Annotated in this window: 30 protein-coding genes and 1 pseudogene; 16 read left to right on the top strand and 15 right to left on the bottom strand. The window is 61.7% G+C overall.

Annotation, left to right across the window (positions count from 1 at the left end):
- Window positions 1-7 precede the first annotated feature (7 nt).
- Complete coding sequence (locus FDY98_RS25590) at window positions 8-550, top strand: TonB family protein (protein WP_196518334.1); 543 nt, start codon at window positions 8-10, stop codon at window positions 548-550.
- A gap of 85 nt (window positions 551-635) precedes the next feature.
- Here FDY98_RS25590 and FDY98_RS25585 read toward each other — a convergent pair whose 3' ends face one another.
- The 4 genes from FDY98_RS25585 to FDY98_RS25570 are packed head-to-tail and all read right to left on the bottom strand — an operon-like array spanning window position 636 to window position 2,004.
- A complete protein-coding gene (locus tag FDY98_RS25585; RefSeq protein WP_196518332.1) occupies window positions 636-995 on the bottom strand; it encodes a hypothetical protein in 360 nt (119 codons plus the stop codon).
- Window positions 996-1,484, bottom strand: coding sequence for a PH domain-containing protein (locus FDY98_RS25580; RefSeq protein WP_155706429.1), 489 nt, complete (start codon window positions 1,482-1,484; stop codon window positions 996-998).
- A gap of 6 nt (window positions 1,485-1,490) precedes the next feature.
- On the bottom strand, window positions 1,491-1,811 hold the full coding sequence (locus FDY98_RS25575; protein WP_155706428.1) for a hypothetical protein: 321 nt from the start codon (window positions 1,809-1,811) through the stop codon (window positions 1,491-1,493).
- Window positions 1,795-2,004 carry a hypothetical protein gene (locus FDY98_RS25570; protein WP_155706427.1) on the bottom strand — a complete coding sequence of 70 codons (210 nt, stop codon included), beginning with the start codon at window positions 2,002-2,004 and terminating at the stop codon, window positions 1,795-1,797. The genes FDY98_RS25575 and FDY98_RS25570 overlap by 17 nt, the downstream gene beginning before the upstream one ends.
- A gap of 265 nt (window positions 2,005-2,269) precedes the next feature.
- On the opposite strand from FDY98_RS25570, the gene FDY98_RS25565 reads away from it, so the two are divergent.
- The 9 genes from FDY98_RS25565 (at window position 2,270) to FDY98_RS25525 (ending at window position 5,894) form a co-directional block, all read left to right on the top strand.
- Window positions 2,270-2,770 carry a hypothetical protein gene (locus tag FDY98_RS25565; protein ID WP_155706426.1) on the top strand — a complete coding sequence of 167 codons (501 nt, stop codon included), beginning with the start codon at window positions 2,270-2,272 and terminating at the stop codon, window positions 2,768-2,770.
- Between the two features lie 49 nt (window positions 2,771-2,819).
- Complete coding sequence (locus tag FDY98_RS25560) at window positions 2,820-3,050, top strand: hypothetical protein (protein WP_155706425.1); 231 nt, start codon at window positions 2,820-2,822, stop codon at window positions 3,048-3,050.
- Between the two features lie 229 nt (window positions 3,051-3,279).
- Entirely contained in the window at window positions 3,280-3,609 is a 330-nt protein-coding gene (locus FDY98_RS25555) for a DUF5983 family protein (RefSeq protein WP_155706424.1), read from the top strand.
- 61 nt (window positions 3,610-3,670) lie between these two features.
- Complete coding sequence (locus FDY98_RS25550) at window positions 3,671-3,868, top strand: hypothetical protein (protein WP_155706423.1); 198 nt, start codon at window positions 3,671-3,673, stop codon at window positions 3,866-3,868.
- A gap of 124 nt (window positions 3,869-3,992) precedes the next feature.
- Entirely contained in the window at window positions 3,993-4,223 is a 231-nt protein-coding gene (locus FDY98_RS25545; protein WP_155706422.1) for a hypothetical protein, read from the top strand.
- Window positions 4,189-4,566 (top strand): hypothetical protein, encoded by a 378-nt coding sequence (locus tag FDY98_RS25540; protein WP_155706421.1) that lies wholly within the window; start codon window positions 4,189-4,191, stop codon window positions 4,564-4,566. The genes FDY98_RS25545 and FDY98_RS25540 overlap by 35 nt, the downstream gene beginning before the upstream one ends.
- Window positions 4,567-4,576: 10 nt before the next feature.
- Entirely contained in the window at window positions 4,577-4,990 is a 414-nt protein-coding gene (locus FDY98_RS25535; RefSeq protein WP_155706420.1) for a hypothetical protein, read from the top strand.
- Window positions 4,980-5,417: a hypothetical protein gene (locus FDY98_RS25530; protein WP_155706419.1), complete on the top strand. Its 438-nt coding sequence runs from the start codon at window positions 4,980-4,982 to the stop codon at window positions 5,415-5,417. Before FDY98_RS25535 ends, FDY98_RS25530 begins: the two co-directional genes overlap by 11 nt.
- Before the next feature lie 63 nt (window positions 5,418-5,480).
- Window positions 5,481-5,894 carry a hypothetical protein gene (locus FDY98_RS25525; protein WP_155706418.1) on the top strand — a complete coding sequence of 138 codons (414 nt, stop codon included), beginning with the start codon at window positions 5,481-5,483 and terminating at the stop codon, window positions 5,892-5,894.
- 74 nt (window positions 5,895-5,968) lie between these two features.
- Here the strand turns inward: FDY98_RS25525 and FDY98_RS25520 are convergent, their stop codons facing one another.
- The gene (locus FDY98_RS25520) at window positions 5,969-6,259 is read right to left on the bottom strand and encodes a hypothetical protein (RefSeq protein WP_155706417.1); all 291 of its coding nucleotides are present in this window, start codon (window positions 6,257-6,259) and stop codon (window positions 5,969-5,971) included.
- A 55-nt stretch (window positions 6,260-6,314) separates the two neighbouring features.
- On the opposite strand from FDY98_RS25520, the gene FDY98_RS25515 reads away from it, so the two are divergent.
- From FDY98_RS25515 to FDY98_RS25500, 4 genes are all read left to right on the top strand, one after another.
- Window positions 6,315-6,542: a TrfB-related DNA-binding protein gene (locus FDY98_RS25515; protein ID WP_155706416.1), complete on the top strand. Its 228-nt coding sequence runs from the start codon at window positions 6,315-6,317 to the stop codon at window positions 6,540-6,542.
- Between the two features lie 68 nt (window positions 6,543-6,610).
- Window positions 6,611-6,820 (top strand): hypothetical protein, encoded by a 210-nt coding sequence (locus FDY98_RS25510; protein WP_155706415.1) that lies wholly within the window; start codon window positions 6,611-6,613, stop codon window positions 6,818-6,820.
- An 18-nt stretch (window positions 6,821-6,838) separates the two neighbouring features.
- Entirely contained in the window at window positions 6,839-7,123 is a 285-nt protein-coding gene (locus FDY98_RS25505) for a hypothetical protein (protein WP_155706414.1), read from the top strand.
- Between the two features lie 13 nt (window positions 7,124-7,136).
- Window positions 7,137-7,508: a hypothetical protein gene (locus FDY98_RS25500; protein ID WP_155706413.1), complete on the top strand. Its 372-nt coding sequence runs from the start codon at window positions 7,137-7,139 to the stop codon at window positions 7,506-7,508.
- 143 nt (window positions 7,509-7,651) lie between these two features.
- Here the strand turns inward: FDY98_RS25500 and FDY98_RS29185 are convergent, their stop codons facing one another.
- From FDY98_RS29185 to merT, 4 genes are all read right to left on the bottom strand, one after another.
- Entirely contained in the window at window positions 7,652-7,786 is a 135-nt protein-coding gene (locus tag FDY98_RS29185; protein ID WP_008957399.1) for a hypothetical protein, read from the bottom strand.
- 81 nt (window positions 7,787-7,867) lie between these two features.
- Window positions 7,868-9,277: a mercury(II) reductase gene (gene merA / locus FDY98_RS25495; RefSeq protein WP_155706412.1), complete on the bottom strand. Its 1,410-nt coding sequence runs from the start codon at window positions 9,275-9,277 to the stop codon at window positions 7,868-7,870.
- 2 nt (window positions 9,278-9,279) lie between these two features.
- Window positions 9,280-9,576, bottom strand: a complete 297-nt coding sequence (merP, locus tag FDY98_RS25490; protein WP_006911918.1) for a mercury resistance system periplasmic binding protein MerP — start codon at window positions 9,574-9,576, stop codon at window positions 9,280-9,282.
- Window positions 9,577-9,589: 13 nt separating this feature from the next.
- Window positions 9,590-9,940, bottom strand: a complete 351-nt coding sequence (merT, locus tag FDY98_RS25485) for a mercuric ion transporter MerT (protein WP_008957404.1) — start codon at window positions 9,938-9,940, stop codon at window positions 9,590-9,592.
- Between the two features lie 73 nt (window positions 9,941-10,013).
- Here merT and merR point away from each other — a divergent pair, with 73 nt between their 5' ends.
- Entirely contained in the window at window positions 10,014-10,460 is a 447-nt protein-coding gene (merR, locus tag FDY98_RS25480; protein ID WP_006911920.1) for an Hg(II)-responsive transcriptional regulator, read from the top strand.
- 78 nt (window positions 10,461-10,538) lie between these two features.
- Window positions 10,539-11,839: pseudogene (locus tag FDY98_RS25475) on the top strand (ISL3 family transposase).
- Here FDY98_RS25475 and FDY98_RS25470 read toward each other — a convergent pair.
- The 6 genes from FDY98_RS25470 to FDY98_RS25445 form a co-directional block, all read right to left on the bottom strand.
- Window positions 11,819-13,540 carry an ABC transporter ATP-binding protein gene (locus tag FDY98_RS25470; RefSeq protein ID WP_155706411.1) on the bottom strand — a complete coding sequence of 574 codons (1,722 nt, stop codon included), beginning with the start codon at window positions 13,538-13,540 and terminating at the stop codon, window positions 11,819-11,821. The pseudogene FDY98_RS25475 and the gene FDY98_RS25470 overlap by 21 nt on opposite strands.
- A complete protein-coding gene (locus FDY98_RS25465) occupies window positions 13,537-14,391 on the bottom strand; it encodes a metallophosphoesterase family protein (RefSeq protein WP_155706410.1) in 855 nt (284 codons plus the stop codon). Before FDY98_RS25465 ends, FDY98_RS25470 begins: the two co-directional genes overlap by 4 nt.
- Before the next feature lie 107 nt (window positions 14,392-14,498).
- Window positions 14,499-15,809 carry an ABC transporter substrate-binding protein gene (locus tag FDY98_RS25460; RefSeq protein WP_340147122.1) on the bottom strand — a complete coding sequence of 437 codons (1,311 nt, stop codon included), beginning with the start codon at window positions 15,807-15,809 and terminating at the stop codon, window positions 14,499-14,501.
- Window positions 15,810-15,883: 74 nt separating this feature from the next.
- Complete coding sequence (locus FDY98_RS25455) at window positions 15,884-17,005, bottom strand: ABC transporter permease (RefSeq protein WP_340147121.1); 1,122 nt, start codon at window positions 17,003-17,005, stop codon at window positions 15,884-15,886.
- The gene (locus tag FDY98_RS25450; RefSeq protein WP_340147120.1) at window positions 17,002-17,934 is read right to left on the bottom strand and encodes an ABC transporter permease; all 933 of its coding nucleotides are present in this window, start codon (window positions 17,932-17,934) and stop codon (window positions 17,002-17,004) included. The genes FDY98_RS25455 and FDY98_RS25450 overlap by 4 nt, the downstream gene beginning before the upstream one ends.
- Window positions 17,928-18,707, bottom strand: coding sequence for an HAD-IIA family hydrolase (locus FDY98_RS25445; protein ID WP_340147119.1), 780 nt, complete (start codon window positions 18,705-18,707; stop codon window positions 17,928-17,930). Before FDY98_RS25445 ends, FDY98_RS25450 begins: the two co-directional genes overlap by 7 nt.
- Window positions 18,708-18,757 lie beyond the last annotated feature (50 nt).

Here is an 18,757-nt window from a genome sequence, read left to right as displayed (position 1 = left end):
TGCATCAGTGAATGAGCGTAATAAACGCCGATCGCGCAAGGTGTTAAAGGCAATCGGCGCTGCATGTTTGGCGATCCCGCTGGTGGCTCATGCACAGTCATCGCCAAGCGCACAGACCATAGACGATCAACGTGCCCTGGATGAGCGAATCCGTGAAATTGTCCGCCAAGAGCTAGACGATCGAGAGCGACAGGCCCATCAAGAGCGAAGGCAGTACGAGGCTAGACGTAACGCCGAAGCGGCACGCCAATCGCAAGAGGCAGCCAACAGTTTTATCAATCTTGTCCGAAGATCGACAGAGGCCGCATGGGTGAGGCCGCCCGAGGCTAATTCACCTCACGCTGCGACTGTTCAAGTCCAGCTCACTGAGAGCGGGGATCTGTGGCAAGCCACCATTGAGAGCACCAGTGGCGATTCAGCATTTGATAGGTCAGTCCTTGAGGCTGTCGAAAAAGCAGCCCCCTTCCCCGAGCTACGCCAACTGCCCCCTGAGCAAGCCGCCGACCTTAGGCAGTTCAATTTGCGCTTCTCCCCTGGCGATACTCGCTAGAGGCGTTAATCGAACCTCATCACGAAACACTCAGGGGGCCATCATAGGCCCCCTGAGCAGGTCAGCGTATCCAGCGGTGGGCGCGTCACCGAGCGGCAACCCCTGTCTCCTCCGAGGCGGGCTGATACCGCGCCAGCACATCGGAGAGGTCGTCTGGGATTTCGAGGCAGGATCTCAGCCCAGTCGGCGCATGGATCAGAAGCGCCAGCTTCGGCACATAGGCCGGCAGGCCCAGGTGCCCGATGTACTCCTCCGCGACGGGGCCTACCAGGAACTCGGCCGCCGAGAACCGATGACCAGCCGTGCCATTCTTCAGATCGTCTATGGCCTTCAGGAAAACTTGAACGAGGAGCTGGCGCTCCGGCATCAGCTCCTCGATGCCTTGCAGGTCGCCGGATTCAACCGGCGCATTCCCCAGCAGCAGATCCACACTCATCATGGCCATTCACTCCCCTGATGCCTCAGCCTGCCCTGTCTGGCGCTGGGCATGCTGGTTGATCACGTCCATGACCTTCATCGGATGGGCCACGCGATCGAACCGGGCCTCACTGGTGCTGGTGCCCGCTGCGGACATTTCCACGGTGCCAAAGCCCAGCAGCCGCCCGAGGATCGACTGGTTCACCTCGGTAGAGCGAATATGGGAGATATAGAGCGGGGTGACACGGCGAGCGATGATGCCGTGGCGCTCGATGATGCGCTCCGGCTCCACCACATACAGGTGCGCCAGGCGCTGATAGGCGGCATTGAGTAGGCCCCAGGCCGCCAACCCCATCCCTATCCAGGTGAGGGCGCTCAGCATGGCCGGGTGGGCTGTCTCGCTCGCGGTGCCGAAAAAGGCACCAGGGACGAAGTAGAGGGCCGCCCCGAGGGGGATCAGTAGCCAGTAGCCCAGCAAGGCGCGGTGGCTTACCCGGTAGGTCGTAGTGTCGCTCATCTCAAGTCATGCTCCGGCTGCGGCCACCCTCGCTTGTTGCAGCCGGTGGCTCAGTTGCGTCTCTGCTGTCTCGACGTGAAACAGCTCCTGGGTATCGTCAGGCCAACGGATCAGAAGGAACCCGTCGCGCAGAAGAGTGCTTATTGGGCTTGGGCCTGTGATAACAGGGGCGGGGGTGCGATCCAGCGTGACCAGCTCCCAGCGCCGTGTGGCACTGCTGACGATGAGCCCGGCATTATCCGGGCCACCCGGCCACTCCAGATCGCAATCGCGCTTCAGGCGCTTGATCAGCAGTTGGGCGCTGCGGGTGCTACGAGGACCGCTCATAGACGACCTCCAGCCCCCAGGTGAGCTTCACGGCTTGTTCGATCTCCTGGCGCACACGGCCCATCGTCAGAAGGCGTGCGCTATCGGGGTCGATGGTCAGCACCAGTTTCCCGTCCTTTTCACGCATGTCCGCTCGATCTACCACCATGCGCGATAGCAGCGACAGCTCCCCACTTGCCTCCTGGATCAGCATTCCCGAGTCCATCAATAAGCCTTATCTATACTAAACGATGTTTTTCAGTACAGCCAACGAAACGGGTAGCCACTGGCCTGTGCGCCTACCCCCGCCGCGCTGACTCCGCCATTTACGAGCCACAGGCTTGTTCCGCATGCGAAACAAGGCGAGCATCTGTAGCTTAACCGTCCATTCATTGTTGCGCTGCTGGTTGAACTGTAATTTGTCGTCTAGTATAATTACATGTATGCCACTGGCATAAGAACCAACAAGGAGAGAAGCCATGAATCGCACCATCAAGACCATCGCCGCCACCTCCCTGCTCCTGCTGGCAACTGGGTGTGCCGTCCCCCAGGGCGCAGGCAGCCTGCAAGGCAGCGCCGCCAACGCCATCACCGGGGTAGCCGACCGCATGAGTGGTCGCGACAGCGGTGCCAGCAACGCAGGGGCCAACGCCGCCCACAACATGCGTGGCGTGCAAGGAATGATGAACGGGGGCTCTGCCGGCCTGGCAGGCACCGCTTACGGCGCGGCTGGCGCTGGCGTGCTGGGTGTGGCCGACCAAGGGCTGCGTAGCGCCTTCACCGCCATGCAGGGCGAATCCGAGGTAGGCTATGAGGATGTGGCCAACATGCAGCAGAACATCGAGCAGAGCGAGCCGTATGTGAACGCCGAGGGCAACACCTGCATCGACTACCATGTGTCGGTCAGCGGTGGCCCCGAGGATGCCGCGAACAGTGTCACCGCCTGCCAGAACGAGCGAGGCGAGTGGGAGCAGATGTAACCCCAGATGGCCACCCTCGCGGGTGGCCGCTGCGCTTTAGGAGGTAGCCATGCCGAACATGTACGACGAGCCAGACCTGAACACCTCGCGCTTTGACCTTCCTGCCCTGGAAATGACGCGCCTGGAAGCCTTCACCATGGTGGCCATGCACGCGATCCTGCTTGGCGAGGGGGGTGGGCTCTTGTCACCCGAGGAGGTCGGTGAGAATGCAGCGGCCATGGCCGAAGCCTCCCTGTCCTCTGCCTCGGACACGCTGGCCGAGGACACCAGCAAGACCTGACCCTGGTGCCTCACAGCACCGCCACCGGGCAGCCACCTACGGGTGAGCTGCCCGGTGTGCGTTTGGGCATTCTGTTTCGCATGCGAAACAAAACGGGAGTGACGGTCGCGCCCCTATCCCTTGGAGAAATTGTGGTATATCCCTTTGCTGGCGCAGGCTTCGCGCTGGCATAGTCCTAGATATAGGACTATAATAAAGGGGTGTTCCACAGCGAGAGAGAGGCCAGACCATGACCACCCCATTAGCCACCGCACAGATTCGCCAGCAGGAAAGCATGGTTGTCCTGATGACCGGCCACTTGCCGGAAATCGAGGCGGATACCGTGGCAACCCTGATGGAAAGCCGTGAGATCAACGGGGCCAATTCTCACCGCGAATGGTTCGTGGTGTTGGCAGGCTTTGTCGAGGATGACCAGGAGTACAACCCCCTGGGCAAGCACGCCGACGCCCTGCCGGTGCTCAACAGCCTGGCGAGTGATGCCCGCAAGCTGGGTGTCCGCTGGCTCATGTTCGATGCCGATGTATCGCCCACGGACGGTCTGGCCGTCTACGACTGGTAAACCCTGTTGGCCGGCAGCGCGATCGCAGCCGGCCTGCTGCTCAACGGAAGGAGACTCAGGAATGGAGCAGAAGCCCACCCCCAGCCTTCGCGCCTTGCTGGCGCACCAGCGCCACCGCAAGGCGGACGAACACCCGCTATTCCCGCGCCGGGACTGGAAGCTCGAACGCGACAACGGCGACACCTCCCTCAGCTACTGGGAGTGGGTTGAGCGTGTTCGTCAGGAAACGGGGAACCTGCGCCTCCATGCCTTCCAGTAACGCTCTCCTCGCGGCAGACGCCGACACGGTTGACCAGCCACGCACCTCCCTTCGCACCCTGCTCGAAGAACTCTCACGACGAGGGATCGGGACGATAGACGGGGACAGGATCACCGGGATCACAGTGGGCAGCCCCGAGGCCGAACACCGCCCGGTCACCTTCAGCGAGCTGCTGGCGCTGCTGGAGTGCCAGGCCCAAGCCACGCTCACCTTCCAGGTGGACGCCGACACCTTGGCCTGGCTGACGGTGATCCCCGGCCAGCGCCAGCCAGTCGCAGAAATGAAAGCCACCCGATCGAGCGCCCTGGTGGCCATTGCCGATGCCTGGGAAACCTGCTGCTGGCCTGGCGCATAGCGTTTCCACGCTTTCCACGCCGGCTCGCGGCGTTGGACACACCATCCCTGGCGAGGGGAAAGGCCATGGCACCCCTCGCTGGAAATCACCACCAACCACAGAGGAAATTGAGATGACCATCAAGACCGATGCCGCCAGGCGCGAACTCGCCAAGGAAACCCTGTTCCGCTACCTGCCCGCGGGCAAACAAGAACAAGCCTTGGCGCAGCTCGCGGCGGGGGCGGATTGGGACACGGTAGCCGAGCGGGTCAACCAGTGGGTCGAGGAGGGCGACTGGGAGCGCCACGCCACCGAGAGTGCTGCTCGGGAGCGGGACAGCACTGCTGATGCTGCCACGCCTTGAGGATAGCCCCATGTCACGACATCGCTTCAGCAAAGTGCTCACAGATGAAAGGACGGGTGATGATCGCCTGATCGACCGTCTCGGGCATTCTCTGGCTGAGTGGCGGGAGCATGGCGTCATCGGCCATGACAGGCCTCTCGGCACGTACTTCTTCAACCTCGAGGGGAGCTGGATCTTCGGGACAATGCCCCGCGAGATCACCACGATTGGCGAACTCCAGGCTGTCATCGGTGCCATCTTCCCCGGCAGGGCTGTGCCTTTCGATCCTGGCGGGCTCCGGGAGATCGCCCAGGGGGTCGAGGACACCCCGCATGTGCTCCACGGTGCCGAAGTCGCGGCCCGCGCATCGGCCATCACCGAGGAATACCTCAGCCGCCAGATCGACATGGCCCGCATGTTCGAGGAGGAAAGCAATGCCGTTTGACCCCGCCTGGGAGCGGCCGGCGCCAGGGCGGCTTCGCAAATGGATCATCAACGCACCGCGATTGATCGACTGCCTGTTCAGCGCTGCCGCGGTGCTGATGGTCTACTCCCTGGTGCTGCCCATGCTCCTGATGCCACCCTGGCCTCAGCTCCTGGGCGGGCTGCTGATCGCCTTCATCGGCATGGCCCTGGTATTCGACATGATGCCCGAGATCATCTCGTGGCTAGTCCTCCCAAGGCTGTTTCGCACTGGGGACGCCGTGCTTGTCCCCGCCACGGTGGCCGCGGCTGGCCCCTTCAAACTGGCCAACAGCCCCCTTGCCAAGGGCAGGGTGATTGGGATCGAGACGGCGGCGGCCTACTTGCGGGTCGGCTTTCCGAATGGGGACACCGCACTCATTCCGGTCACCCGGGCTCGCCTCGCGTAGCGGGGCGATTGCCAAACCAACGATTTCGCTTACTCTGGGCTGGACCTACTAGGAGCTTGACCAATGATGGGACGCAAGATGCGACTTAGCGCCGTTGCGGCGGCCGGACTTTTCACGAGCGGCCTCGCGGCGGCAGACGACTACCACTGCATGAGAGCGGGTGCTGAGAACGTCGCGTTTGCGTTCAACGTCCTCGAGTGGAGTGAGAGCACCCGGGAAGTGGACATGCGCGGAATCAATGGCACCCACTACCAAGGCGTGGTCAAGTCGATAGACAGTATCCCCGAGGGGAAGAACGTGACCCTACACTTCAGCGACCTGGACGGTTACCTCGGGGTGGAGGAGATCGATTTCAGGCTGGTCATCCATCCCACTGAGTTCAGCACCGCGATCGGAGCCGGGTTTATCGTTCAGGATGGCGAGCGCCGCCTGGAGTTCGTGATGTCACCGGCCATGACGCTCTGCGTTGCGCCTTGACCGCATGCACGCCTGCCCACCACCAACAGAGCCGAGATCCTATGGAGCGCCCTTCGAACCTCGTGGAGTGCTGGCTACAGGCCGCCACACCCAACGGCGAACGACACGCTGACGCCCTGGCGCAGCTGAACGATGCCTTGGGCACGCGGCACCGCCTCAACCGGCTGTACGAATGGCGTGCCGGCACCTACCCGGTGCCGGCGCCTGTGCAGGTCTACATGCTGCGGGCCACCTTGGTCGACTCCATCCGTGCCGAAGGCGGTACTGTGCCAGGGAGTGCTGCTGCTTTCACCGACCGGCTGCTGCCACGGCTTCTTCCACCCCCCAGGGTGAAGCCGACCAAGACTCGTTAGCCAAGCCTTCACAGGTGGTCAACAGACCCAGCGCGGCCGATCCGGGCTGGTGTAAGGAGAATCATTGATGGCGATGACAGGAGCGGAATACGACGCCCTGGTGAAGCTGATGCGCGGAAGCCCTGAGTCCGCGGCTAACCGAGCAGCTAGGCGAGTATTGGTGGATGGGCTGTCTCAGGCCGAGGCAAGCCGGGAGACAGGTGCTACGCGCTCGACGGTGAGTGATGCGGTGGCCCGGTATGAGGAAGCCGACCGCCTGATTCGGGCCGCCTACAGAATGGCTGCTAGAAGATGAAGACGCTTGCATGTACGCCCTAGAGGCGTACATTTAGACCATCAACATTCTCTCGGGGGAAACGCCCAATGACCATGACCGCCAGGAAGTTCCGCAAGCTCCGTGTTAAGGCAGCAATACAGCAACTTCACGGTATCGCCGCTTTCGACGCCGAGGTAAACCAGGAAGCACTCGAATGGTTCAAGCGGGATGGCCAGACAGTCGACATGCTCGCATTGAGGCTTTCCCCTTTCACCCCAGATGCAAAGAGCCGCCTGCGGGCTTACCCACTCAGATAACTGGTCGGGATAAAGCACATGCCCAAGCTGCCCCACATCCAGAAGCCCTGCCGAGACTGCCCGTTTCGCAAGGACACCCTGAAGGGGTGGCTCGGCAAGCAACGGATGGTTGAGATCCTGGCTGCTGAATCGTTCGTCTGCCACAAAAAGACCGACATGCAGTGTGCCGGCCACATGCTGCTGAAAGGGGGCGAGAACGCCTTTGTTCAGCTTGCCGGACGGCTGAACATCCCCCTGGATCTCTCCGGCGCCGATCTCGTGTTTGACACCGAGACTGCCTGCATCACGCACCACGCCAACTGACCGAGGGCACGATATGCTGGCTGAGATCCAACTGGATATGTTTTCAAACGCCCAGGCGGATGGGAACGGTAACGAGCTGATCCTCATGCGCACCCAGCGGATGAAGGCACATGGCGGGCCTCGTGATATGGAGCTGGCGCTGGCGCGAATCCAGCTTGAGCCGCATGACGGACAGTGGATGTGGTCGGTGTCGATCAACTCCTCGAACGGCAGCGGCTGCGGCTACCGTGCGCTTCCGAAGTGGGGCAAGTTCGACTCGACTCGCCACGGCGCGCTCATCAAGGCTGCCGATGAACTCCGAGCCCTGCTTGACCGGCTGACTGAACAGGAGCGGATGCACGTGACCAACTGGTTGGGCGGCATCCTGGCGACCCACAACCCGTAATAGGCCCCCCCATGCGCATCATCAGGCTCATCGTGGCAATCTATTTTGGGTATCCGGATTATCTGGTTGGTATGCGAGAGCGAAAGGTGGCCGACAAACTCAACCCACAACGGATTAGCTGGTTGATGGCTCGCTGAGTACGCTCACTTGCTAGAGAGCAGATACTTCACCAAACAGGCGATGCCCAGGACCAGTAGCAATAGTAGGGCAATTCCGATCACTGGCATTATCCAGCCCATCGCCCCCATCATCCCGCAATCTGGTAGTGTCGTGTTCATCGTGACAGGGCTCCCTGTGGTGTCCATGCCCAAAACCCGTGGTGCCGCCGCCCAGTGGCACCACGGTCGCGCTCATATCGTTCACCCGGCACAGCAGGACAACTGCGTCACATCCTTGGTGAAAGTCTGGGCACAGAGCTTGAGCCCTTCCACCATGGTCAGGTAGGGAAATAGCTCATTGGCGATGTCGTGTACGGTCATGCGTGCGCGTAGCGCCATCACCGCCGTCTGGATCAGCTCACCGGCTTCCCCCGCCACCGCCTGCACCCCCAGCAACCGGCCCGAGTCGCGTTCGGCCACCAGCTTGATGAAACCACCGGTGTCGAAATTCACCAGCGCACGCGGCACGTTTTCCAGGTCCAGCTCACGGGTATCGACGCTGAAGCCTTGCTCGATGGCCTCGGCTTCCGTCAGGCCGACGGTGGCCACCTGGGGGTCGGTGAAGATCACCGCCGGCATGGCGCTCAGGTCCAGGGTGGCTTCGCCCCCGGTCATGTTGACGGCAGCCCGGCTGCCCCCGGCGGCGGCGACATAGACGAACTCCGGCTGATCGGTGCAGTCACCGGCGGCATAGAGCCCCGGCACCGTGGTGTGCAGATGCTCATCGACCAGAATAGCCCCATGTGCGGTTTCCACGCCGAGGCTCGCCAGGTTCAGGGCCTCGGTATTGGGTGTCCGTCCGGTGGCCACCAGCAGTTGATCCGCCCGCAAGGTGCCGGCGTTGGTGTCGACAATGAATTCATTGTCGGTGTAGTCCACACGGCTCGCCTGGGTCTGCTTGAGGACCTCGATGCCCTCGCGGCGAAACGCCGCCTCCACCGCATCCCCTACCGCCGGGTCTTCCTGGGAGAGCAGGCGGCTGCGGGCCAGCACCGTGACCCGGCTGCCCAGCCTGGCGAAGGCCTGGGCCAGTTCCAGGGCCACCACCGAGGCGCCGATCACAATCAGCCGCTCGGGAAGAGTGTCCAGGGCCAGAGCACTGGTAGAGGTCAGGTAGGGGGTGTCGGCAAGACCCGGGATCGGCGGTACTGCCGGTCGGGCGCCAGTACCGATGAAGGCGCGGTCGAAGTGGACGACCTGCTCGCCGCCCTCGTTCAGCTTGACCATCAGGCTATGGGCATCGATAAACCGGGCCTCGCCGTGCAGGACAGTGATGGCCGGGTGGTCGCGCAGAATCCCCTCGTACTTGGCGTCACGCAGTTCCTCGACACGTCGCTGCTGCTGCTCGAGCAGCTTGGCCCGATCCACCACCGGCGCCTGGGCGCTCAGGCCTGCATCGAAGGGACTTTCCGTACGCAAGTGGGCAATATGGGCCGCGCGAATCATGATCTTCGAAGGCACACAGCCTGTATTGACACAGGTACCGCCGACGGTGCCGCGTTCGATCAGGGTGATCCGGGCGCCGCGCTCGGCGGCCTTCAGGGCCGCCGCCATGGCGGCGCCGCCGCTGCCGATCACGCTCACGCGCAGCAGGGTCTTGGGATTCTTCATGATCACTCTCGATCCGCTTGCGAGGATGTCGGGGTTGATGGATACCCAGCGTTGGTGGTGGCCTCGGTCAATGCCTCCACCGACGTTCGGGCGTCGTCAAAGGTGACCACGGCCTCGAGATCCGCGTAGCTCACGTCGACTTGCGAGACGCCGTCCACCTTGTTGAGGGCGGCCTTGACGGTGATCGGGCAGGCGGCACAGGTCATGCCCGGCACCGACAGCTTCACGGTCTGCAAGGCCGCTAAGGCGGGCGTGCTGAGCAGGGCGAGTAGCGCGATGAAGGCGAAACGAGCTTTCATGGTAGATCTCCTTTTAATAGAACAAGGGCAAGACGTAGGGGAATACCAGGGCGATTAGCACCAGCAGCGATACGAGCCAGAAGATCGCCTTGTAGCCCGTCCTGACCCGTGGCACGGCACACACCTCTCCCGGCTGGCACTTTTCCACTGGCCGAAAGACGCGACGCCAGGCGAAGAACATCGCCACCAGCGCGACGCCGATAAAGAGCGGGCGATAGGGCTCCAGCGACGCCAGATTGCTGATCCAGGCGCCGGAAACGCCCAGCGTGATCAGAACCAGCGGGCCGAGGCAACACGCCGAGGCCAGGAGGGCCGCGACTCCTCCGGCGGCCAGGGGCCCTCGCCCCGTTTTAGGTGTCCGCATTGACGATTCTCCTTTCGGGATGGGGGGAGCTACGATAAGGTTACTTCCGTAGCTTGGTACGGAGTCAAGCATCATGAAGAGACATGCAGATAAAGTGGCGGACACCATGACCATTGGCGGCCTGGCCAAGGCGGCCGGCGTCAATGTCGAGACAATCCGCTATTACCAGCGACGAGGGCTATTATCGGAGCCCGAACGACCTCCCGGAGGTATTCGACGCTATAGTGCCGCCGATATCGACAGGTTGACGTTCGTGAAAACGGCGCAGCAGCTGGGCTTTAGTCTGGATGAGATCAGTGACCTACTTCGGCTGGAAGATGGCGCCCACTGTCAAGAAGCCAGTGCTCTCGCAGAGCACAAGTTAGGGGACGTTCGCGAGAAGATCGACAGGCTTGAAAGAATTGAGAAGGTGCTGAGCGAAATGGTCGACCGATGCCATGCACAACAAGGCAATATCACTTGCCCGCTAATTGCGTCATTGCATGAAGGGCTCAGAGAAGCAGAAGACCCAAGGGAGTAAATCACCTTCAGTTCGTAGAAAACAACGCGGTCAAAGAGTCGCAATCATCTATGGACCATGTCGACAAGGAAAGTTTGCATGACCAGCTTGCCTGACAACATCCTGCACCTTCCCGAGTACCACGTCCTAGCCACCAAGATGGAAGAGCATGATCTCCACTACCAGGTCGAAGCTCCTGAGCCTCTAGCTTGCGAGGAATGCGGCGTTGAGAGTGAGTTTGTCAGGTTCGGCAAGCGCGATGTGGCCTATCGCGACCTACCCATCCACGGAAGGCGGGTCACCCTCTGGGTGGTCCGTCGCCGCTACACCTGCCGGGCGTGTGGAAGGACGTTCCGGCCAGCTCTTCCGGAAATGGTAGACGATCACCGCATGACGCGGAGGCTTTACAACCACGTCGAGAAGGAAGCCTTCAATCACCCCTACGCCTACGTGGCTGATACCACGGGCCTCGACGAGAAGACTGTCCGCGAGATATTCAAGAAGAAGGCTGAGTTCCTGGCAGCCTGGCATCGCTTCGAGACACCCCGCTGCCTGGGGATCGACGAGCTGTACCTGAACCGCCGCTACCGCTGCATCCTGACCAACCTGGAGGAGCGTACCCTACTGGACCTGCTGCCCGGTCGCCAGCAGGACGCGGTGACGAGGCGCCTCATGAGCATGACCGAGCGCCACCAGGTCGAGATCGTCAGCATGGATATGTGGAAACCCTACCGCCGTGCTGTCCAGGCGGTGCTGCCGCAGGCTCGCATTGTGGTCGATAAGTTCCACGTCGTGCGAATGGCCAACGAGGCCTTGGAAAAGGTCCGCAAGGGGCTCAGGAAAAAGCTGACGTCCAACCAGCGCCGAACCCTCAAGGGTGACCGGAAGATCCTGCTGAAGCGCGCTCACGATGTCTCAGATCGCGAACGGCTCATCATGGAGACCTGGACAGGGGCATTCCCCCAGCTCTTGGCGGCCTACGAGCACAAGGAGCGGTTCTTCCACATCTGGGACGCCACAACCCGGCGTGACGCCGAGAAGGCGCTGACTGCCTGGATTGACGACATCCCACAGGGGCAAAAGGAGGTCTGGAAAGATCTCGTCAGTGCTATCAGTGGCTGGCATGAGGAGATGCTGACCTACTTCGAGACCGACACCCGATCACCAACGCCTTCACGGAGTCGATTAACCGGTTAGCCAAGGACAAAAACCGCGATGGGCGAGGCTATTCATTCGAGGTGATGCGAGCCCGGATGCTATACACCACCAAGCACAAGAAAAGGGCACCGCAGACCAAGGAATCCCCATTCCTAGGCAAGGCCACCATGACCTACAGCATGGGGCTCCCAGAGCCAGAGAAGAACTTCGGCGTCGATCTATCAACCTTCTGGGAGGATTAAGGTATTGATGGAGCAGCAGGGATCGTCAACCACTTCATCCGGATACCCAAATCTTTCAGCTGTTGCTTTCGCTATTTCTGTTGTGCTCTCTTTCCCGAACCGAGCATGGGGCACCGCCTCAATCAATCGGCGGGTATAGGTATGACGTGGGCTGTTGAGTACGCTATTGGTTGGCCCGGTCTCGACGATCTTGCCTTGATACATGACCGCGATGCGGTGGCTGACGCGCTCGACAACTGCAATATCATGGCTGATAAACAGAAACGCCAAGCCCATTGAGCGTTGCAGCTGTTGCATCAGTTCGGTCACTTGCCTGGCGATGGAGACATCCAGTGCTGAGACCGGCTCATCGGCAATGATTAACTTGGGCTGTACCGACAGGGCCCGGGCGATCGATAGCCGCTGGCGCTGCCCGCCCGAGAATTGATGCGGGTAACGCTGTAGATGTTCGGGGCCTAGCGCGACCTTTTCGAACAGGCTGATGGCTAGCTGGCGTCGCTCTCGCTCGCTGACAAGCCCGTGGATCAAGGCGGGCTCAGTGACCAGGCGCCAGGCCGGCAGGCGTGGGTTGAGCGAGGCGAAGGGGTCCTGGAAGATCATCTGCACCGCGCGGCGCATGGGCACCAATTCGCGCCCTTTTAGCTGGCTGATCTCGTTGCCATCAAGGCGAATCGAGCCGCTGCGAATTGCCGCCAGCCGCAAAATCGAGCGGGCCAGGCTTGACTTGCCACAGCCTGATTCGCCGACCAGCCCCAGGGTTTCGCCCGCGCCGACATGCAGGCTGACGCCATCGACTGCACGGACTTCACTACGCGGGGCGAAAGGGTGGCGGCGGCGTCCGGCATAGGCGGTCACCAGGTTCTGTACTTCGAGCAGTGGTTTGCTGGGCGGTGGCGCTGGCGGCGCGCCGGCCCCCAGGCGTGGTGCGGCATCCAGCAGCAACCGGGTATAGGCTTCACGGGGCTGGCGAAACAGCCTGCGGGTGGGGGCTTCTTCCACCTTGTCACCGTGGCGCAGCAGTACCACCCGGTCGGCCATCTCGGCAACGACGCCCATGTCGTGAGTGATGAACAGTATGCTCATGCCGGTGCTGGCCTGAAGGCGCCGTAATAGCGAGAGGATCTGCGCTTGGGTGGTGACATCCAGGGCGGTGGATGGCTCGTCGGCGATCAGCAACTGAGGCCGACAGGCCAGCGCTATGGCGATCATGACACGCTGGCGCTGGCCGCCGGAGAGTTCATGGGGATACTGCCTGAACTTGAGGGCCGGGGTGGGCAGTTGCACCTCCTCGAGTGCGGCGATGGCACGTTGCCGCGCTGCGCCGCGTGACAGCGGCTGGTGGCGTTCGATGGCCTCGAGCAGCTGGCGGCCGATGGTCATCAAGGGGTTGAGGGCCGTCATGGGTTCCTGAAAGATCATCGAGATCAAGCGCCCACGCACTGCCTGCATCGCTTTGTCACTCAGTGAGGAGAGTTCCAAGGGTGGCTGGCCATGCAGGCGAATGCGCCCGGCGGTGATTTCGCCACCTTCGCGTTCGATCAGGCGCAGGATGGCCAGGGCCGTGGTGGATTTTCCGGAACCCGACTCGCCGACAAGCGCCACGGTCTCGTTACGCTGCACCGTGAAGCTGAGCCCTTTCACCACTGGTGTATCGGCGAAGCGGATATGCAGATCCTCGACCTCGAGCAAGGGCTGGTTCATGAGACGGCCTCCGAGGGTTGAGGAGCCAGCCGCTGCAGCGGCGGCATCCAGCGTGCGGCGGGGGGTGTGAAGCGCACGCGCAGTGGGTCGTTACCCAACACCTCCCAGTCGACATGCTCACCAAGCTCGATCACCCCCCATGCGGCGGCGGGGTCGCCCTGGGTGGTGAAGCCCTCAGTGAGCGACTGCTGGCTGAGATAGAAGACTCCGCTCGCCTGGGTGACGGTATTCCAGTGGACATGCCCCGACAGATAGACGACCGGTACCTTGGCGTTCGCCAGGACGTCGCGCACGGCGGGCGCCTGGGGGTAGGCGGCGAGATGTGCCGCACGCTCGAAATAGTAGTGGGCGACCGGCACATTGGGTGATACGGGAATATGGCTGACGACTAGCTGGGGGCGCTCGGCGCACTCAAGGGTGCGTTGCAGCCAGGCCAGGTCATCTGCCGGAAGCTGTAGGTAGCGCCCTTCAGCTTGCTGATGAATCCGTGCGTCGGCATGCCATAGCACCAGATCCCAGTCGCCGAGCCTGACGACTCGATGGTGGAGTGGTTGGCCAAGAATTGCGGCGTTCTCCGCTACCGAGAGGTACTCAAGGTCATGGTTGCCATTGATGTGGTAGCGCGGGCACTGAATGCCTGCCAGCACCTCGGCGACCTCGGTGGCGTGACGGTGGTCGGTGGCGGCATCGACATCCGAGATACGGTCGCCCAGCTCGATTACCGCGTCCGGTTTGGTGGTGTTGACATAGTCGACGAACTGACGGGTGAGGCTGAGCGCTGCATGGCCGCATTTGGTCCAGACGTCCGGCCCATGGTGGATATCGGTGATGATCGCGAGTCGTACACTCATGGTGTTCCTTCCTGTAGGGTGTTCCTACCTATACAAGAGAGGCGTGCCCCGCCAGGGCAAAGGCACGCTCGATAACGCGGCTGGCAGCGGTTGCCTGAGCCAGTGGCTCAGTCAGCCGATACAGCGATGCGGCCGGCGCGGAAGTCGAGTACATAGGGAATATGCGTCTCCAGCGGCGTCCAGTCGATCTCGTCACGCATGCCCCACGCTTCATAGGGCCGATAGAGCGGCAGTACCGGTGGGTCGAGCTCGATACGCTCCATCAGTTCGGCGTAGGCAGTGCGTCGCTCTTCAAGCGTGGGGGAGAAGCGGAAGCGATCCCAGATCTCGGCATACGCCTCGTCGGTGTTGAAGCGGCCACAGCTCTCGGAAGGGCCATCCGGCCCCCACATCACACCAAAGGAACCAAAGGGGTCGGCGAAGTACATCGGGTTCGACCAGTTACGGGCCATCAGCTCCGGCGAGCAGCCGTTCCAGGACTCCGTTACATTGAGCGTGACGTTGAGGCCGACGGCACCCCACATCTCTTTCATGGCCTGAGCAGCCAGCAGCTCATTGGTGTAATAGGAGGAGTAGGTGTCGTAGATGATCTCGGTGCCGTCGTAGCCGGCGTCGTCGAGCAGGCGCCGGGCTTCGTCGGGGGCGTAGCGGAAGGTGTCGAGTTCGGGCATATAAAACTCGCCGAACTCGGCCATGGTGTGCGAGGAGGGAACCTCGGCCATGCCCAGCCACAGGGCTTCGTTGAGTAGGTCACGATCAAGCGCGAGGCTCATGGCGCGGCGGATGCGAGGGTCTTCAAGCCGTGGATGGTTGACGTTCATGATCATGACGTGGAACAGCGGCGTGATGGAGCCGGCAGTCTTGAGGTTAGGGTCGCCATCAACGAGTTCGAGCTGGTCTGGAGCGAGGTTGGTGATCATATCCACCTCACCTGAGCGCAGTGCAGTAACGCGGCTGACCGTTTCGGGGATACGTGTGACAGTAACCCGTTCAAAGGGTGCCGGTTCGCCCCAGAAGTCATCGAAGCGATCGTAGACGATGCGCTCACCCGGCACGAACTTAGCGATCCGGTACGGGCCGGTACCTACCGGTGCCAGACCGAATGCTTCATAGTCTGTCACCTCGTCCACTTCGGCATGGCCGCTGAGGCCCATGAGATACCCTTTAGGCACGATCATGGTCTGCTGCATCGACAGCAGTGTCTCGAAGAGCGGTTCAGAACGAGCGGTATAGACGCGGACCTTGCCATCTTCCGTGGCTTCGGCACGGGTAAAGTTGTTCAGCCGGTCACGCTTGCGTACCAGGTACGGAGGATAGGTGGGCGAGAACATGCGGTTCAGCGAGAACACCACATCGTCGGCGGTCATCTCAGAGCCATCGTGAAAGCGCACGCCTTCGCGCAGGGTGAACTCGATCATCTGTGGTGAGACGATCTCCCACGAGGTCGCCAGGCCGGGGATAAACTCGCCGCTGCCGCCATGGTCGCGGTCGATCAGGGTGTCAAGCTGTTGTAGTAGTACTGGGAGCCGGCGTTGGAGTGGTCGCTGCCGGGATCGAGATAGTTGTTCATGTTCTGGACGCCGACACGTAGCTCTTGTGCCAGGGCTGGTTCTAGCGCCAGCGTCGCGGCGGTAATGGCAAGGGTACCAAGTAGCAGTTGCTTCATGATGCTCTCCAGTGGAGCGGCCTGGGCCATTTTGGCTTGGCCTGCACGGGTGTTGCGGGTTGCGTTATCTGCGGCGTAGCTTGATATCGGCACGATCACGTAGGAAATCGCCGATAACTGGACGACCAGTGTCAGTAGCAGAATCAGTAACGACGGTACGATGACCAGCCAGGGGGCACTCGGCATGTAGTCACGGCCCTGTCCGACCATGCTGCCAAGGGTTGCCGTGGGCGGGCGCACCCCTAGCCCAAGGAACGACAAGGTGGATTCAAGCAGCACGATTTGCGAGAAGTTCAAGGCGAACATCACCACCAGCGGTGACATCAAGTTGGGCAGTAGGTGACGCGTGGCGATGCGCCATGCTGAAGCACCGCTGGCATGGGCTGCTTCGATGAACGGCTGGCCGCGCATCTTGATCACTTCACCGCGCACCACGCGGGCAAATGTTTCCCAGCCGGAGATGCCCAGCACAGCGATCAGCACCAGTAAATCGCCGCCGAAGATGGCCACGGCAAGCAGGGCAATGAGAGTGAAGGGCACAGCGATCTGCATATCGACGATGCCGGCGATGATGTCGTCGACCACACCGCCCTTGAGTCCTGCCATTAAGCCTAGCGTCAGCCCTAACAGCATGCCGATGGTCGCACCGGCCAGGGCGATGCCTAGGGTGATGCGCAGGGCGTGAAGCGTGCGGGAGAGGATGTCGCGTCCGAGTTCATCGGTGCCCAGCCAATGGCCCGCTATGCCACGTTCGAAACCGACAGGGGGGCGGAGACGGGCCAGCAGGCTCTGCTGATTGGGATCGAAGGGGGCGAGCCAGGGGGCCAGTAGAGAGGCGGCCAGCAGTGCCAGGCCAAGGATGATGGCGAGACGCACCAAGGGGCCGGCGTCATACCAGATACCCAGCCACTGGCGGCGCGATGAGATGAGCAGTGCAGGATGATTCATGCGGCGCGTGCTCCCAAGCGTACACGCGGATCGATCAGTGCATAAGCGATGTCGATCAGGGTGTTAAGAGTGATGACCGCAGCGGCAACTGCCAGCACACCGAACTGCAGCACCGGGTAGTCGCGACGGATCGCAGCGTTAACCAGCAGGTCGCCGATACCGCGCCACGAGAAGATGCTCTCGATGACCACGGCACCCGACGATACCAACCCCGTCACCATCAGCCCGGTGACTGACAGCACGGTGATCAGGGTGTTGCGTAACACGTGATAAAAGATCACCTCGCGCTCCGATACTCCCTTGGCGCGTGCCGTGCGCAGGAAGTCCTGGCCGAGCACATCCAGGGTGGCATTGCGGGTATAACGAAGCAGGGAGGCGATATAGGTCAGCGACAGCGCGGTCACCGGCATCAGGTAGTGCAGCCAGGTGGAGTTGCCAGCACTGGGCAGGATCTGTAGCCAGTAGGAGAAGACCAGCAGTAGCAGCGTGGCCAAAACGAAGTTAGGCGTGGCATAGCCGATAAAGGCGGCTGTCATCATGCCTTTGGCCGAGGCATGCTGGCGCCGTACGGCAGCATAGATGCCCGCCGGAATGGCGACCACTAGCGTCAGCAGAATGGCCCCACCGATCAACTGCAGGGTCGGCACCACACGCTCACGGAACATGGTGGTGACCGGGCGCCGCTCGATCAGGGAGATGCCGAATTCGCCCTGAGCGATGCTGTGCAGGTAGCGCCAGTATTGGGTGACGATATCTTCTTGCAGGCCATAGTAGGTGATCAGCTCGCTACGGCTCTGGGCATCGAGCCCCTCGCCGGCGATGAAGTCGATGGCATCACCGGAGAGCCGCGTGGCGAAGAACACCACCGTAATGATCAGAAACAGTGTCAGGGCCATCTTGCACAAGCTTTTGATTAAGAAGGTCAGCACGGGGAGCCTCCTGTGAGGTGCGGGAAGCCGGCATTGGGTACGACGCTGGCATAGGCAATACCCAAGCCATGGGCGCCGGCACCATCGGTGCTAGCGTTATCACCGATCATCAATGCCTCGCGTGCCGTTACCCCGGCACGTGCTAATGCCAGTTCGAAGAGAAAAGGCTGGGGTTTGCCGATGATGCGCAGAGGGGGGTCCGGTACAACCGCCCGTACAGCGGCCAGCAAGGCCCCTGTCTCGGGTACCGGGGGGCCGAGTAGGCTGGGGTGTGAGGTGTCGGGGTTGGCGACGATCAGCTCGGTGCCGCGCTGGAGATGGCCGACGAGATGAGTCAACGCCGCATAGTCGAAATGCACATCGCGGCATAGCAGTACCGTGTCGGGACACTCGCGGACGATTTGCAGGCCATGGTCCTCGGCGTAGTCATGGAGCCGCTGGCTGGCGAAGAGCGCTACCCTGGCTCCCGGGCGGCGGCGAGCGAGGTCGGTAATCGCCTCGGCACCTGCTAGCAGCACACGGCTCGGCGCTACACAAAGGCCCATGCCGGCGAGGCGGGCTGTCAAGCTCTGGGGGGTGTCAGTGGAGTTGTTGGAGACGATCCATAGCCGGTCATGTACCTGACGAGTGAAGACCTGCACGCCGGACAAGAGCGTATCACCGCTGATCAGGCAGCCATCCAGATCGCATAGGATGGCACGCCAGGTGGTGTCGGTAATGGTGCCAAGCGGTAGAGGGCGCTCGACATTGGTGTTCACGGACAGGGTGGGCAAGGTTCGGCTCCAGTTGGCAGCGTTGATTGACTGCAGACTAAAGAAGGGCT

It is taken from the genome of Halomonas sp. PA16-9, assembly GCF_009728585.1.
Lineage (GTDB): Bacteria > Pseudomonadota > Gammaproteobacteria > Pseudomonadales > Halomonadaceae > Vreelandella > Vreelandella titanicae.
Note: the sequence above shows the minus strand (reverse complement) of the source record. Positions and strands in the feature narration are given on the sequence as shown.

Coding starts and splice junctions, on each gene's coding strand:
- FDY98_RS25585 (WP_196518332.1), bottom strand. CDS start 995: ATGGCCATGATGAGTGTGGATCTGCTGCTGGGGAATGCGCCGGTTGAA.
- FDY98_RS25580 (WP_155706429.1), bottom strand. CDS start 1,484: ATGAGCGACACTACGACCTACCGGGTAAGCCACCGCGCCTTGCTGGGC.
- FDY98_RS25575 (WP_155706428.1), bottom strand. CDS start 1,811: ATGAGCGGTCCTCGTAGCACCCGCAGCGCCCAACTGCTGATCAAGCGC.
- FDY98_RS25570 (WP_155706427.1), bottom strand. CDS start 2,004: ATGCTGATCCAGGAGGCAAGTGGGGAGCTGTCGCTGCTATCGCGCATG.
- FDY98_RS25565 (WP_155706426.1), top strand. CDS start 2,270: ATGAATCGCACCATCAAGACCATCGCCGCCACCTCCCTGCTCCTGCTG.
- FDY98_RS25560 (WP_155706425.1), top strand. CDS start 2,820: ATGCCGAACATGTACGACGAGCCAGACCTGAACACCTCGCGCTTTGAC.
- FDY98_RS25555 (WP_155706424.1), top strand. CDS start 3,280: ATGACCACCCCATTAGCCACCGCACAGATTCGCCAGCAGGAAAGCATG.
- FDY98_RS25550 (WP_155706423.1), top strand. CDS start 3,671: ATGGAGCAGAAGCCCACCCCCAGCCTTCGCGCCTTGCTGGCGCACCAG.
- FDY98_RS25540 (WP_155706421.1), top strand. CDS start 4,189: ATGCCTGGGAAACCTGCTGCTGGCCTGGCGCATAGCGTTTCCACGCTT.
- FDY98_RS25535 (WP_155706420.1), top strand. CDS start 4,577: ATGTCACGACATCGCTTCAGCAAAGTGCTCACAGATGAAAGGACGGGT.
- FDY98_RS25530 (WP_155706419.1), top strand. CDS start 4,980: ATGCCGTTTGACCCCGCCTGGGAGCGGCCGGCGCCAGGGCGGCTTCGC.
- FDY98_RS25525 (WP_155706418.1), top strand. CDS start 5,481: ATGATGGGACGCAAGATGCGACTTAGCGCCGTTGCGGCGGCCGGACTT.
- FDY98_RS25515 (WP_155706416.1), top strand. CDS start 6,315: ATGGCGATGACAGGAGCGGAATACGACGCCCTGGTGAAGCTGATGCGC.
- FDY98_RS25510 (WP_155706415.1), top strand. CDS start 6,611: ATGACCATGACCGCCAGGAAGTTCCGCAAGCTCCGTGTTAAGGCAGCA.
- FDY98_RS25505 (WP_155706414.1), top strand. CDS start 6,839: ATGCCCAAGCTGCCCCACATCCAGAAGCCCTGCCGAGACTGCCCGTTT.
- FDY98_RS25500 (WP_155706413.1), top strand. CDS start 7,137: ATGCTGGCTGAGATCCAACTGGATATGTTTTCAAACGCCCAGGCGGAT.
- FDY98_RS29185 (WP_008957399.1), bottom strand. CDS start 7,786: ATGAACACGACACTACCAGATTGCGGGATGATGGGGGCGATGGGCTGG.
- merA (WP_155706412.1), bottom strand. CDS start 9,277: ATGAAGAATCCCAAGACCCTGCTGCGCGTGAGCGTGATCGGCAGCGGC.
- merP (WP_006911918.1), bottom strand. CDS start 9,576: ATGAAAGCTCGTTTCGCCTTCATCGCGCTACTCGCCCTGCTCAGCACG.
- merT (WP_008957404.1), bottom strand. CDS start 9,940: ATGCGGACACCTAAAACGGGGCGAGGGCCCCTGGCCGCCGGAGGAGTC.
- merR (WP_006911920.1), top strand. CDS start 10,014: ATGAAGAGACATGCAGATAAAGTGGCGGACACCATGACCATTGGCGGC.
- FDY98_RS25470 (WP_155706411.1), bottom strand. CDS start 13,540: ATGAACCAGCCCTTGCTCGAGGTCGAGGATCTGCATATCCGCTTCGCC.
- FDY98_RS25465 (WP_155706410.1), bottom strand. CDS start 14,391: ATGAGTGTACGACTCGCGATCATCACCGATATCCACCATGGGCCGGAC.
- FDY98_RS25460 (WP_340147122.1), bottom strand. CDS start 15,809: ATGATCGAGTTCACCCTGCGCGAAGGCGTGCGCTTTCACGATGGCTCT.
- FDY98_RS25455 (WP_340147121.1), bottom strand. CDS start 17,005: ATGAATCATCCTGCACTGCTCATCTCATCGCGCCGCCAGTGGCTGGGT.